15 protein-coding genes are annotated in these 13,387 nt (G+C 62.7%); 7 read left to right on the top strand and 8 right to left on the bottom strand.

Annotated elements, in window-relative coordinates; all coding sequences use genetic code 11:
- Position 1: 1 nt before the first annotated feature.
- The 4 genes from CDV46_RS23040 to CDV46_RS23025 all read left to right on the top strand — a co-directional run bounded on the left by CDV46_RS23040 (position 2) and on the right by CDV46_RS23025 (position 5,011).
- A complete protein-coding gene (locus CDV46_RS23040; protein ID WP_087726058.1) occupies positions 2–1,525 on the top strand; it encodes an efflux transporter outer membrane subunit in 1,524 nt (507 codons plus the stop codon).
- Positions 1,526–1,941: 416 nt separating this feature from the next.
- Positions 1,942–2,403: an RcnB family protein gene (locus CDV46_RS23035; protein WP_087725227.1), complete on the top strand. Its 462-nt coding sequence runs from the start codon at positions 1,942–1,944 to the stop codon at positions 2,401–2,403.
- A gap of 305 nt (positions 2,404–2,708) precedes the next feature.
- Entirely contained in the window at positions 2,709–3,830 is a 1,122-nt protein-coding gene (locus tag CDV46_RS23030) for an HPP family protein (protein WP_058378307.1), read from the top strand.
- A 353-nt stretch (positions 3,831–4,183) separates the two neighbouring features.
- On the top strand, positions 4,184–5,011 hold the full coding sequence (locus CDV46_RS23025) for a hypothetical protein (RefSeq protein WP_087725225.1): 828 nt from the start codon (positions 4,184–4,186) through the stop codon (positions 5,009–5,011).
- A 17-nt stretch (positions 5,012–5,028) separates the two neighbouring features.
- Here the strand turns inward: CDV46_RS23025 and CDV46_RS23020 are convergent, their stop codons facing one another.
- From CDV46_RS23020 to CDV46_RS23000, 5 genes are all read right to left on the bottom strand, one after another.
- Positions 5,029–5,358, bottom strand: coding sequence for a hypothetical protein (locus tag CDV46_RS23020; protein WP_087725223.1), 330 nt, complete (start codon positions 5,356–5,358; stop codon positions 5,029–5,031).
- Positions 5,359–5,557: 199 nt separating this feature from the next.
- Entirely contained in the window at positions 5,558–6,388 is an 831-nt protein-coding gene (map, locus tag CDV46_RS23015; RefSeq protein WP_087725221.1) for a type I methionyl aminopeptidase, read from the bottom strand.
- The gene (locus tag CDV46_RS23010) at positions 6,388–6,660 is read right to left on the bottom strand and encodes a ParD-like family protein (RefSeq protein WP_058378303.1); all 273 of its coding nucleotides are present in this window, start codon (positions 6,658–6,660) and stop codon (positions 6,388–6,390) included. Before CDV46_RS23010 ends, map begins: the two co-directional genes overlap by 1 nt.
- Positions 6,661–6,731: 71 nt before the next feature.
- Positions 6,732–7,670, bottom strand: a complete 939-nt coding sequence (locus tag CDV46_RS23005) for an AraC family transcriptional regulator (RefSeq protein WP_087725219.1) — start codon at positions 7,668–7,670, stop codon at positions 6,732–6,734.
- Between the two features lie 274 nt (positions 7,671–7,944).
- Positions 7,945–8,658 carry a methyltransferase domain-containing protein gene (locus tag CDV46_RS23000; protein ID WP_087725217.1) on the bottom strand — a complete coding sequence of 238 codons (714 nt, stop codon included), beginning with the start codon at positions 8,656–8,658 and terminating at the stop codon, positions 7,945–7,947.
- A gap of 213 nt (positions 8,659–8,871) precedes the next feature.
- On the opposite strand from CDV46_RS23000, the gene CDV46_RS22995 reads away from it, so the two are divergent.
- Positions 8,872–9,498: a TetR/AcrR family transcriptional regulator gene (locus CDV46_RS22995; protein ID WP_087725215.1), complete on the top strand. Its 627-nt coding sequence runs from the start codon at positions 8,872–8,874 to the stop codon at positions 9,496–9,498.
- A 114-nt stretch (positions 9,499–9,612) separates the two neighbouring features.
- Entirely contained in the window at positions 9,613–10,578 is a 966-nt protein-coding gene (locus CDV46_RS22990; RefSeq protein ID WP_087725213.1) for a DMT family transporter, read from the top strand.
- A 36-nt stretch (positions 10,579–10,614) separates the two neighbouring features.
- Here the strand turns inward: CDV46_RS22990 and hutC are convergent, their stop codons facing one another.
- A complete protein-coding gene (gene hutC, locus CDV46_RS22985) occupies positions 10,615–11,385 on the bottom strand; it encodes a histidine utilization repressor (protein ID WP_087725210.1) in 771 nt (256 codons plus the stop codon).
- A gap of 122 nt (positions 11,386–11,507) precedes the next feature.
- Positions 11,508–12,317 carry an N-formylglutamate deformylase gene (gene hutG, locus CDV46_RS22980; RefSeq protein WP_087725208.1) on the bottom strand — a complete coding sequence of 270 codons (810 nt, stop codon included), beginning with the start codon at positions 12,315–12,317 and terminating at the stop codon, positions 11,508–11,510.
- Positions 12,318–12,539: 222 nt separating this feature from the next.
- Between hutG and CDV46_RS22975 the strand changes: the two genes are divergently transcribed.
- Positions 12,540–13,001, top strand: coding sequence for a GNAT family N-acetyltransferase (locus CDV46_RS22975; protein ID WP_087687926.1), 462 nt, complete (start codon positions 12,540–12,542; stop codon positions 12,999–13,001).
- A gap of 1 nt (position 13,002) precedes the next feature.
- On the opposite strand, the gene CDV46_RS22970 is transcribed toward CDV46_RS22975, so the two are convergent.
- Entirely contained in the window at positions 13,003–13,386 is a 384-nt protein-coding gene (locus CDV46_RS22970) for a winged helix-turn-helix transcriptional regulator (protein WP_254916178.1), read from the bottom strand.
- Position 13,387 lies beyond the last annotated feature (1 nt).

Genomic DNA, 13,387 nt, shown 5'->3' with positions numbered 1-13,387 from the left:
CATGCAATCGCAATGGATTAAACGCAGTCTGGGTGTCTCGAGCTTGCTCGGTGCCCTGCTGGTGGTGGCGGGCTGCTCGATGGCCCCCACTTACGAAGTACCGACGGTGACCGACAAGGGCACGCCGACGGCGTTCAAGGAAGCCTCGCTGTCGGCCGCCGACGCGGGCACGTGGAAGACCGCGCAGCCCTCGGAAGCGGTGGCGCGCGGTGAATGGTGGAAGGTGTTCGGTGACGCGACGCTCGACAAGCTCGAAGACGACGCGCTCGCTGCCAACCAGAGCCTGAAGGCTGCGGCAGCGCGCGTGCAGGAAGCGCGCGGCGTGCAGCGTCAGGCACGTGCCGCCCTCTTCCCGACGCTCGACGCGGGCTTCGGCCCGACGCGTCAGAAGATCTCGCCGGCCTCGCAGTTGCAGCCGGACGGCGGGAATATCGCGCCGTACACGCTGTGGCGTGCGCAGGCGAGCGTGGGCTACGAAGTCGATCTGTTTGGCCGCGTGTCGGATAACGTGGCCGCCGCCCGCGCGGATGCCGAGCAAAGCGAAGCGTTGTACCGCTCGGTGCAACTCGCGTTGCAGGCCGACGTGGCGCAGAACTACTTCAACCTGCGTGAGCTCGACGCCGAACAGGCGCTGTACACGCAGACCGTGAAGCTGCGTGAAGACGCACTCAAGCTCGTGCAGCGTCGTTTTACGGAAGGTGACATCGACGAGCTGGATGTGGCGCGCGCCAAGGCCGAGTTGGCCACGGCGCAGTCGGATTCGCTGGCGGTGGCGCGACTTCGTGCCGCGTCGGAGCATAGCCTCGCGATTCTGCTGGGCAAGACGCCGGCGGAGTTCACGTACACGCCGACGCCGCTTCAACCGGTGAAGGTGAGCATTCCGGCGGGACTGCCTTCAGCACTGCTGGAGCGCCGCCCGGATATCGCCGCGGCTGAGCGCGCGATGGCTGCCGCCAACGCCCGTATCGGTGTGGCGAAGGCCGCGTTCTTCCCGTCGCTCTCGCTCACGGGCTCGGGCGGCTTTGAAGCGGCCACGTTGGGCGATCTGTTCAACTGGTCGAGCCGGACGTTCTTGCTCGGCCCGGCAGTGGGCGGCTTGCTGGCGTTGCCGATCTTCGACGGCGGTGCACGCAGCGGCAACCTGTCGCGGGCACGCGCGCAGTACGAAGAAGATGTCGCGAACTATCGCCAGCAAGTGCTCGTGGCGTTCCGTGAAGTCGAGGACAACCTGTCGAACTTGCGCCTGCTTGCCGACCAGACGCGCGCTCAGGACGATGCCGTGAAGGCGTCGAGCCGCGCAGCGCAACTGTCGCGCACCCAGTACAAGGAAGGCTCGATCGCTTATCTGGATGTCATCGACGCCGAACGCACGGTGTTGCAGGCGCAACGCAGCGCGGTGCAGTTGGCCGGTGCGCAAGCCGTGTCGACCGTCAACCTGATCCGCGCGCTGGGTGGCGGCTGGGGCGACGTACCGGCAGCAGCGGGCACGCCGGCGGCGGGGTCGGCAACGGTTGCCGCTCGATAAGTGATGAAAAGACGTAAATAACAGTGAAGTGAATTAGCGTTGTAGGCACCGAAAGCATCGGGCCGGCGGCCGCCCTCGTGTCCCCCAAGGCGAGCGGCGCGTGGAGTTGCCCCCTCCCTTAGCGCGCCATGCGCGCCGCCGGTTTCGATGCTCCCTCGGGATGCCGCAACAGGAATGTTTCGCCCCGCTTCACGCTGATTTCAACCGGTTTCTTCCCTGCGTCCCTGCTTGCCCGGAGTCTGTCCGACGTCAATCGACGTCCGACATGCCCGGGCTTTTTTTTGTGCCGCGATGGTAGGATTGCCCTACGGTTGCCGTCATGTGCAGCGCACCTGTACGGTGATCGTTACTGGCAAGTCATCTCGAATGCTTCCCCCGCGTGCGGTCGCCAGACCTTACGAAAAGGAGTGCAAAGAATGAAGATGCACAAGACGTTGTCGATTGTTCTCGCCGCCGGCATGGCGGTGTCATCCACCCTCGCGTTCGCTCAGGGCGGCCCACCGCCGCAAGGTGGTCCCGGTGGCCCGGGCCGCGGCGATCAAGGCGATCGTGGCGACCACAAAGGTCCGCCCCCCGGCCATGGCGGCCCACAACACGGTGCACCGCAAGGACACGGCCCACAACACGGCGGCCCGCCGCCTCGCGGCCACGCAGGCCCCGGCCCTGTTGAAGATACGTGGCAACACCCGGATTGGCGCAAAGGGGACCGTGTCCCGCAGCAGTATCGCGACCGTCAGTATGTCGTCGAGAATTATCGCGACTACCGCCTGCCGCCACCGCGTCGTGGGTATCAATGGGTTGGCGTCGGCGGTGACTTCCTGCTGGTGGCCATCGCGAGCGGCGTGATCGCGGACATGGTGGTCGGCGGCGGACGCTGACCGCCCCACGCCACTGACCGTGGCAAATTCCCGCTGACTTGCCAAACGGCGGCAGGGCCCCAAAGCCCTGCCGCTTTTGCATTCCGCTTTGCCACCTCGCAAGACATCCCGCCTACATCGTCTCGTTTTCTTCCTTTTGGTGCATCGCGTTGCCAGCGCGTGGGGCAATGCCGGGATTTCGCTGCGCCGCAGCACTAAAATCACGCGCTCATGCTCTCCCAATCCATCGATATACGATATATCATGCACAAAATATCAATCGATTGCCCCACTTCGGTGCGGTCGGCGGAGGGGACGACATGGCAATGACGCAACGTGATGTAAGGCAGTGGTTGACCGGTTTTCTGCCCGCCGTGGTGGCGGTGCAATGGCGCGAGCGGTTACGCGCCGGGGTGGGTGCCCTGTGTGGCATCGCCTTCACTGGCGGCCTGATGCTCTGGCTGCTCGGCCCCGCGACCTATATTCCGTGGCTGGTCGCCCCGATGGGTGCCTCCGCAGTCCTGTTGTTCGGCGTTCCTGCCAGTCCCCTTGCGCAGCCGTGGTCGATCCTCGGCGGCAATCTCGTTTCGGCGTTTGTTGGTGTGACGTGCGCCATGTTCATCCCGTCGCCCGTCGTGGCGGCGGCGACCGCTGTCGGTATCTCGATTGCGCTGATGTTTACGCTGCGTTGCGTGCATCCGCCTTCAGGCGCGGTGGCGCTGACAGCCGTCCTCGGCGGCCCCGCTGTGCACTCCCTCGGGTACGGTTTCCTGCTTGAGCCGATTGCAGTGCAGTCCGTGGCCTTGCTGGCTGCGGCCATTGCGTATCATGCGATCACCGGCCATCGGTATCCGCACGTGGCCCGCGCTCAGGCGGCGGCACGTCCGGCCACCGACGCCACGGCCGGCGTTCAGGTCACCACGGCCGATGCAGAGAAGGCGCTCGCCCGCCATAGCGAACTGCTCTCCATCTCGGCCGACGATTTGGCCGATCTGCTGCGCGATACGCAGCGCGAAGCCTATGCCCGGCGGGCGCGTGAATTGACCGTTGGCGACGTGATGACGAAGTCGCCCGCCCATGTGAAGGCCTACGACGAGGTGCCGACGGCTTGGCGTTTGTTGCAGCGTCACGGTCTCGACGCTCTGCCCGTCGTGGATGCCGATGCCCGGGTTATCGGTCTGGTTACGCGTCACGATCTGCATACCCGGCGCGCCCGCGCGCAACGCTGGCCTCGCTTTGGCGTGGCCTTGAGCGCGGGGCCGCGTCCGTCCGTGCGCGAACTGATCCAGCCCGGCATGAAGTCGGCCACTACCAGCATGCCGCTCTCGGAAATCGTGCCGCTGCTTGCCACCCAGCGTCACGGCACGGTGCCGGTGCTGGACGAAGCCGCGCGACTCGTCGGCGTCATCACGCACGCCGAAGTGCTTCGCAAGGTGATGTCGGCTTGAATGATTGGTGACGGGCGCGCGGCGACAGCAGCGCGCTTGCCGCCCCGTCATTTGATCTTTGTTTTTCGCACACCAAAACACGTCGACCGCTCGTGTCGACGCTTCCCTCCAAACACCCTCCCCCCCCGCCGCCCGCTATTTGTCAGCCGTTCGCCGATCTGTGAGAATGGCGGCGTCGTGACATGCAGGTTGCGCGCCACATAACGTATTCGATCAACGGGCGCGTATCTCCATTGCGGACATGCCACGACGGGTGCGCTCACGGCCAAACCACCCCGCGCTCCTAAGAAGCTCCGGGACGCGTCATCGCCGTACAGCTTCGGATCACGAAGCGACACACGCTCAGGGGAATCATGGAACCGATCACGTTCAAGCAGTGTTTCACGGGAGCATGGCGCGACGGATTCAACGCCTTGCGCAGTCGCCCCTTGCTGAGTATTACGATTGCGGTCGTCATGCTCGTCGCGACCGCCCTTAACGCGTCAGTCAAACAACTGATGCTCATGACGGCGCAAAGCGGTGGCTCACCGGGGCTTCGTCTGGGTCTCGGTGCACTGGCACTGCTTCTGACGCTTGTGATCTTGTTCTCGTTCGCGGTGTTGGCCGTGCACGTGTATCGCCACACGATTCTCGGTGCCGATGCCGCGCGGCAAACGCCGTGGTACGGCAGAGACCTCTGGCGCTATATATGGGCGGCGATCCAAGTCGGCTTCGTGCTCAGCGTCATGCTCACGCTTGCGCTTCTGGTTGCCGTGTTCGCGTTGCGCGCCACCAGCATGAGTAACTCACGCCCAGCCATGGCGACGTTCACGGCACTCCTGCTTTGCGCCTTGGTGTTTTTTATGGTGCGCATATCGCTCATCTTTGGGCAGGTCAGCGTGGGCAGAGCCAAGCGCTGGCGGGCGGCTTGGAACGACACGCGCGGTCATTTCTGGGTGATGCTCGGCACCGGTATCGTAACGGTGCTGCCGCTGATGGGCGTTGGCTTGCTGCTGACGATCGCCTTCGGGCTACTGCTGCACGTCATGCCCGGCGTTACGACCGTCCTGCTCGGCGCCCTGATCTTGCAGACCCTCGTGACGGTGGCCTACATTGCCGTGGGAACGAGCCTGCACGGCTGGTTCTACCTGCGTTATGCAGACCGCCTGCTCGCCCTCGATGACGCACCGGACGACGCCTGAGCCTCGCCTGGCTGCCGTCACCCCTTCGAAATCACCAGTTGCGTGGCCAGTCCGTGCTGCACTTGCGGCACGACGGCCAGGCGCACTTCGATGACCTCGGCTTCGCCCTGTCGAACGGCCATTGGCATCGCATAGACGCAGGCGTGCACACGCTGCACGAGCAGCGCGCGGTTGGGCTTTTCCTGGGGAGTGAAACGCATGCTCGCCAGACGGTCGAGCAGGAAATTGGCAACATCGCCATCAGCGAGCACTTCCACACCGATGATCCGGGCAAACTCGTCGTGGGCGAAACGGCACGCCAAGGCTGCCGTTTCTACGAGATTCCCTTCGTCCGCTATCACTTTCATGATGTCTCTGGGAGGTCCGTCGGATGTCTGTAGCAGGCAGGCGAACGGCGCGAAGCCGCCGCCTCGATGCCTCATGACGAGAAATCCTAGCATGCGAAAGCCCCCATTCGCATCATCCGAATGGGGGCTTTCGTTCGTCGGTACCTCGGCGGTTATCCGCGTCGGCAACGCACCGGCGCTCGACCTCGATCCAGCCCGGTCAAGCAGCGTTTGCCGTGGCCGGGCTCACGCTGAGCGCACCAAAACGCTCGTACTCGCCAAGCCCGTCGGGCCACTGCGTGAGCACTTCGAAACCGGTCTCGGTCACGGCCACCATGTGTTCCCACTGGGCGGAAAGCGAGCGATCGCGCGTGACTACGGTCCAGCCGTCACCCAACTGCTTGGTGTCGGACTTGCCCGCGTTGACCATCGGCTCGATCGTGAAGATCATGCCCGGCTTGAGCGTCAGCCCCGTGCCCGGACGGCCGTAGTGAAGCACCTGCGGATCATCGTGGTACGTCGTGCCGATGCCGTGGCCGCAATAGTCGCGCACGATGCTGAAGCCTTCGCGATGGGCGACGGTCTGGATCGCATGGCCGACGTCGCCCAGCGTAGCGCCCGGACGAACGGCACGAATGCCCGCGACCATCGCCTCATACGTGGTGTCGACCAGCCGCTTGGCCAGAATGCCCGGTTTGCCCGCGTAGTACATGCGGCTCGTGTCGCCGAACCAGCCGTCCTTGATCAGCGCCACGTCGATGTTGACGATGTCGCCGTCATGCAGTCGCTTTTCACCGGGAATGCCGTGGCAGACCACGTGATTGACCGACGTGCAGACCGTCTTCGGATACCCGTGATAGCCGATGTTGGCCGGTACGGCCTTCAACTCATGCACGATGAAATCGTGGCAAATACGGTCAAGCTCATCGGTCGTCACACCGGGTTTGACGTGTTCGCCGATCATGTCGAGTACTTGTGCGGCCAGTTGGCCGGCACGGCGTGAGAGGGCAACTTCTTCTTTCGAGCGGATGACAACGTGTTCGCGCACCATTACGCCACCTTGTTGAATGCGGTGACAGGTGCACCGGTTACGGGAGAAACAGCACTCGCTGGCAGCGTGGCCGAGGCCACCGATGCCGCAGACGCGCCGTCGGATTCGATGAGACGGCGGCAGATTTCGCCGTAACTCAGGGTCGGGTTCAGTTCGGCGAGCATGCCGACGCGCAGCCAATGTTCCGCCTGCGCATTGATCGAGCGGCTGAGTGCACCGCTGGTATTGCGCAGCGCCTCATGCATTTGCTCCGATATCTTGACGATACCCATATTGCGGACCTCTTATATACGAAATAGCTACGAAACGTATATTAACAGGCCAAAGGCGTCTTGTCAGTCCCCTACGTCTGCCGCGCCCGTCGCCATAGGCCGGGCGTGCAGCCGGTCATGGCCGAGAACACGCGGGTGAAGTGGCTCTGATCGGCGAAGCCGCAGGCGTAGGCGATGTCGCTCAGTTCAAGCGAGGTGGTCTGCATCAACCCCTTGGCGCGCTCGACGCGAAACGCGCGCAACCAACGGTACGGCGACATGCCGGTCGACGCACGGAACGCATCGACAAACTGCCGCGTCGGCAGCCCGCAGGCGGCGGCGACTTCGGCAAGCGAAGGCTCGCGCTCAAGATCGGCTGTCATCAGGTCGGTGGCAATGCGTTGTTCGCGGCGGGTCAGGACGCGGCGGCGATACGTTCGCGTTTCCACCGGCGATCCGTACGCCGAGCACAAACGCGAACCGATGGCGAGCGAGAGTTGATCGAGCAGCAGCGACCCGGCGATATCGGGTTGGCGCATCGCCAGCTTGAGCGCCATGCCCAAGTGAAACAGCACGGCGTCTTCGCCGTGGTCCACGTCGCGCAGTTCGACGTAAGCGCCGCCGGGCTGGTCCTGGCAGATTTCCATGAGCGACACCTGCGGGATCATCAGAATCACGCATTCGAACTCGTTGGGCATGTAGGCCGTGGGCTCGTCGGCGAGATGACCGAGAAAGAAAGTGCCCTTGTGGAACGCCTCCGTAGGGACATGGTGACCGTGCTTCCAGACTTCGGCACCAACGGTCGAGCGCAATTGAATCGAGACCACGTTGGCGTTGCCGACGGGAATCTTCTGGCTCATGCCGGCCTCTCGCGCGATGCCGTGCAAATGGGTCGCGAGAATCTGATCTGTCTTCAACATCGTGGTGCTCAGCGATGTCGCGGGCACGGTCGGATACAGAAACGAGCGGCTGTTCGCGGCGTCCTGAGCAGACGGCGTGGAAGTGTCAGCGACAAGCGGAGATCGGTGCATGGCAACCTGCCTGTTGAAAGCACGCAGCGCTCACCCGATGCCGTCAGGCGCTCTCATCTGGCCGGCAAATAACCAAACATCGGTCGCTTTCGAAACAGGCTCGCACGTAGCTTCAACGTAGCAAAATTCGCCAAACGCCGTCACCGCGTTTGCCCCTAGGCCATGCATCGCCGAAGTCCTTTATGGCGCGGAAATGACGGCAGACTGTCAGTGCCGTGGCAACACGCCGATATGTCATGCGATCGCCTGCGATGACGCAAGACACGTCCTGTCGCTACGGCTTCACGGCAAGACAGAACGCCGATAACCCGAACGCGCGGTTGTGCGCCATCCACGGGTGTTCCCAACGGCACAGCGCGTATAACGTGGCGTTCATCCACGGCGAGTGCCGCTTGAGTTGCGAGCGCGCAGGTGTCCCGGCAGCCGTGGCCACGCGGGCCACAAAGCGCGTCGCAGCGGCGACAGGAAACAAGGTGCTGAAACCGTAGCATCCCGTCGTGACGACGAGACCCGCCTCGGTGGCGACCTGTTCGATCTGGCGCAAACGGTAGCGGCGTCGATGCTCGAGAAAAACATCGTGCGGACTCCACAAGCTTTGAAACGCCGGTACCGAGATGACGAAGCGAGTCCCCGAACGCACACGCGCCACGTATTCACGCAGCAGGCCGACATCGCCGTCGACATGCTCAAGCACATCCATCAAGAGAACGACATCGGCGTTCGATTGCCCGATGCTGCGCCGGAACAGGATCGGTTTGCCAGCGGCCGTTTCCTCGTAGTCGTTCGCGTAGAAAGGATCGACGCAGCAGGCGCGCTGCGCGAGTCCCGCTGCCAGCAAGTGGCGAGAGAAGAAACCGGAGCCCGCGCCGACGTCCAGCACCTCATCCGCCGGTGCGCCGAGCAACGTCGTCAGCGCATGCGCCTTGGCGCGGTAGTACCAGTGATCGGCGACGCCGTCGCCGAGAATGTCCAGTTCTTTGAGATCCAAGCCCAGCCCCGATGGTTGGTCGTGCCAAGACGCCAAGACCCTGAGCGCCCATGGGAACCGCGTCATTGTGTCATCGCGGCTGCGTGGAAAACTCCGGCTATTGTGGGCGAGCCACGACACCGGCGCAATGCCGCCAGTGTCGTGACGACATATTTCGATGCCCATTGGATTGGCCGGTTGATTTTGAGAATAAACAGTCCTATTATCGCGTTCATGACGACTGCTACTACCCGTTCGCAAAAGCCGCGCGTCGCCGAGCGGGGGCGACCACGAGAGTTCGATATCGATCAAGCCGTCGAGGCAGCAGCACGCGTGTTCTGGGAGCATGGCTACCACGCCACCCCCGTGGATGCGCTGTGCGACGCGACGGGCGTATTCCGGGGCAGCCTGTACCGGACGTTTGGCGACAAGCACGGCTTGCTGGTCGCGGCGTTCGAGCAATATGCGGAAGGCGCCGTCGCGCGACTGAAGGAAAGACTGGCGGCCGACCTACCGCCCGAAACGGCCCTGCGCGAAGCCCTGCTGCACTACACGCGCGTGAACGTGAACCTTGCCGACCGGCACGGGTGCTTCATTACCAATACCGCGCTCGAACTGCTGCCTGATGATCGGGTGCTACGGCCCTACGTGGAATCCGCGTTACAACGCATCGCGACCCAGTTCAGCCTTGCCATTGCGCGGGGCCAGCAAGCCGGTCAATTCGATCGCGCACTAGATGCCGAAGACGTCGGCCGCTTTTTGCTGTGCATGGTGCAGGGCATCCGCGTGCTCGGCAAAACCGACATGGACGAGGCTGCCCTCGCCTCGATCGTCGATATGGCGTTGCGTGCCCTGCGATGACGTTGCAACGAATTTGAAGTGAAGCCAGCGCGTTGCGGCAACCGATACGTGTGAATGCCACATATGCCGGTTGCCGCAAAAATTTCCCTATTTTGAGAACGATCATTCACGAATATGGCACCCCAACTTTCTTCGTCATCCGGATACTGGAAAGGCATCGCGTCATGCCTCGTCGCGACGGTGCTGATCGGCGCCATGTTCCCTGTCATGACCGACGTGCTCCGGTACACCGATCCGTTCACATTCACGTCGCTGCGCTACCTGATCGCGGGTGTGGCATTCGCCCTCTTGTTGCTGCGGCGAGAAGGCGCGGCCGGGTTTCGTGCCAATGGCGAGTCGTTGCCACTGGCGTGGCTGCTCGGGTCCGTCGGCTTCTGCGGCTTCGGTTCGTTTGTCTTCCTCGGCCAGCAATTGAGCGGCGATGAAGGCGCGCTCAACGCGTCCGTGATGATGGCGACGCAGCCGATGATGGGCCTGGTGGTCAATGCCCTGTTGCGGCGATCAATGCCGCCGTTGCCTTCACTGCTGTTCGTGGTGGCGTCATTCACCGGGGTGGCACTCGTCATCACACGTGGGGATCTGCACGCCGCATGGCTTGCGCCGCAGCACTTCGCGGCCAGCGGTCTGATCTTGCTGGGCGCTCTTTGCTGGGTCTTGTACACGTTCGGCTCGGCCCATTTCACCCGTTGGTCGGCGCTCAAATACACAGCGCTGACGACATGGCTGGGGCTGACGACGATTGTCGGCGTGAACGTGGTCTTGATCATGGCGCACGTCATCGCGACGCCTGCCTTGACGTCGCTCGGCGCAGTAGTGCCGCACTTGATTTACATGGGGCCAATTGCGGGCTTTGTCGCGATCCTTTGCTGGATCTCCGGCAACCGGACGCTGGGGCCGATGAACGGGGTGCTGTTCATGGATGTGGTGCCGGTGACGGCCTTCGCCGTCTCGGCGTTGACAGGCACCGTGCCGAATGGCGCGCAGATCGCCGGCGTGGCCGTGACGGCGTCTGCGCTGGTGCTGAACAACATGCATCTGCGGCAGTTGGCGCGACGCGCGCAGGTCGCTGCTCCCGCCTGACGCTTAAAGCCGCGCCGCTGAGGCGTCGCCCTCGGGTTAGCGCGTGCCGCTATCCGCAGGAAACCGGCTGCCCAGCACGTACCGATTCGCCGGATGGTAACAACGCACCATCGTGACGACCTTGCCCTTGGTCCACGTTCTGCGGAACAACACGAGGCACGGTTGCGTCGGCTCCATTTGCAGCAGCGAGGCTTGTTTCTTCGTGGGCAACGTCGCGTCGACGATGTGTTCGATCTCGTCGACAGGCACTGCACGCAGGAGGAACGCGGCGGGGGTTTCGTTCGTGAATGTCTGGTTGACGAAGTCCGGCGCCATGAACTGATTGACGTAGCGGTCTTCCAGTTGCACCGGCACTTCGTTCTCGAGGTGGACGCAGATCGAATGGGCGATCAGTTGTCCCGTCGGAAGGCCCATGGCACCGGCAATTTCCGGGGTGGCGGGCACGCTTTCCACCGAAATCACGTGGCATTGATAGCGATGCCCGCGCCGCCGAATTTCCTCGGCGATATTCGCGATATGCAGCAGCGTGGATTGCGGACGAGGTTCCGCGACGAACGTCCCGACGCCGGCCACGCGCTCGACGCGCCCTTCTTTCGCGAGCTCGCGCAACGCGCGGTTGACCGTCATTCTCGAAATACCGAACAGCTCGACCAGTTCCTGCTCGGAGGGGACGCGGTCGCCCGGCACCCACTCCTTGGCAGCGATCTTGCCTTCAATGTAATTTCGCACCTGCTGGTAGAGCGCGGACGGCTTTCCGCTAGTGAACGAGGTCGGCACAGTATTCGCGTTGGATTTCGACGGAGGCATGGACGGGAACGGCAAGGATTGTGTGCACATGATAATTCATGTCTATATCACCTTTCGTCCAGATACCGTGTCTTTCATGAATCGCTCATCCAAGGCATTCAGCTATGCAGTGACTCCGTGGCTTAGCGCCCTTCCACAAAATCGAGCATGGCTTCGAGCATGCGGCGCAAGTGCGGCGTGATGTGTTTCGCGATCTCTGGTGCGTATTCGAACGGCGCGTGCTCCTCCATGTAGCAGGACCACGTCATTTCGAGCTGTACCGCATGCACATTGCGCGCAGGCTGTCCGTAGTGGCGCGTGATATAGCCGCCGGTGAAACGCCCGTTAAGCACGCTGGTAAAGCCGGTGGCCGCCTTGGCTTCGACCAGCAAGCGCTCGCCCAATCGCTCAGCACAACTGCTGCCCTTGCCGGTACCGAGGTTGAGATCCGTCAGTTTGCCGTCGAAGAAACGGGGCACGACGGAGCAGATGGAATGGGCGTCCCACAAGCCGGCAACGCCATGCACGGTGCGGATGCGCGCGAGTTCGGCGGCGAGTTGCCGGTGATACGGCTCCCAGATGGCTTTGCGCCGTGCGTCGATTTCCGCCTCGTCGGGTTCATCGCCGGGTTTGGCGTAGATCGGCGTGTTGTCGAAGATGTCGGTCGGGCAAAGGCTCGTCACGCTTTGGCCGGGGTACAGGCTGGCGTTATCTGGCGGGCGATTCAGGTCGATCACGTAGCGCGAATGCGTGCCGACCAGCACGGAAGCCCCGAGTTCGTCGGCGAAATCGTACAAACGCTCAAGGTGCCAGTCGGTATCCGGTACGTGCCGGGCCGCATCGGTAAAACGCGCCGCCAGATCCGGCGGCACATACGTTCCCACATGCGGCATCGAGATCAGAAGCGGCCGGGTGCCCTGCCGGAATCGGAAAGGAGGTTCGTTTGTCTGCATGATGTCGGATTGGGTAGGTGCTGGGTCACTCTGCTAGCGAAAGACGCCTCCGTCAAGCACGACGAAATAGCCCTCTCCAGGCAACTGGCCATTTATCCCCTCGAAACATCACCATTCGCAGCGTTGCACGCGTGGCGCTATGAATCCCCGATGCACTGGCTCTCGTCGGCACGGGCTTCCACTTTTACACTCGGAGTCATCATTCAACTAGGTGCGCGAGTCATGAAAGAAGCATTGGAAGTGCGTTACGTGGCGCCAACGGATTTCGACGCTTGGCTGCCGCTTTGGCATGGGTATAACGAGTTCTACGGGCGTGTCGGCAAGACAGCGCTTCCGCAAGAAATCACCGAACTGACATGGCGACGCTTCTTTGACGGCTATGAGCCGATGCACGCCTTGGTGGCAGTGTCGGACGGGCAAATCGTCGGGTTGGTCCATTTTCTGTATCACCGCCATACGACCATGGCGGGACCGATATGCTATTTGCAGGACCTTTTCACGCTGGATTCAGCGCGTGGCAAAGGCGTGGGCCGCGCGTTGATTGAAGCGGTTTACAGCGAAGCGAAGAAAGCGAAGGCGGAGCGCGTCTATTGGCAAACGCATGAAACGAATCAGACCGCAATGCGCCTCTACGACCAGGTTGCGGAGAAATCGGGGTTTGTCGTGTATCGAAAACCCCTGTAAATCAAGACGTTTTCTCGTCGTAACGCTGCCGCGCATCACGAAAGTCTGCCGCATTGTCAATGACCCACCGCCAAAGCGGCAGCATTCCTACCAGCAGCCCCTGCCCCAACGCTGTCAGACGATAATCGACGCGTGGCGGCACTTCGCCGTAGTCCTGCCGCGCGATCAAGCCATCGCGCTCTAACTGGCGCAGAGTGCGCGTCAGCATGCGCTGCGTCACGCCATCGAGCCTGCGCGCCAGTTCAGCATGTCTCAACGTGCCGGCCACGCCCAAGGCATGCACCACCCCGAGCGACCAGCGATTTCCGGCGTGCGAAAGAATCTCGCGTTTGAGCGTGTCATCCACGTCGCTCAAGGCGTCGCAGGCGGCTTGCGACTGCTGCACA

Source organism: Pandoraea sp. PE-S2T-3 (assembly GCF_002179965.1).
Lineage (GTDB): Bacteria > Pseudomonadota > Gammaproteobacteria > Burkholderiales > Burkholderiaceae > Pandoraea.
The sequence above is the reverse complement of the archived record's forward strand: the minus strand, read 5'-3'. Positions and strand labels throughout refer to the sequence as shown.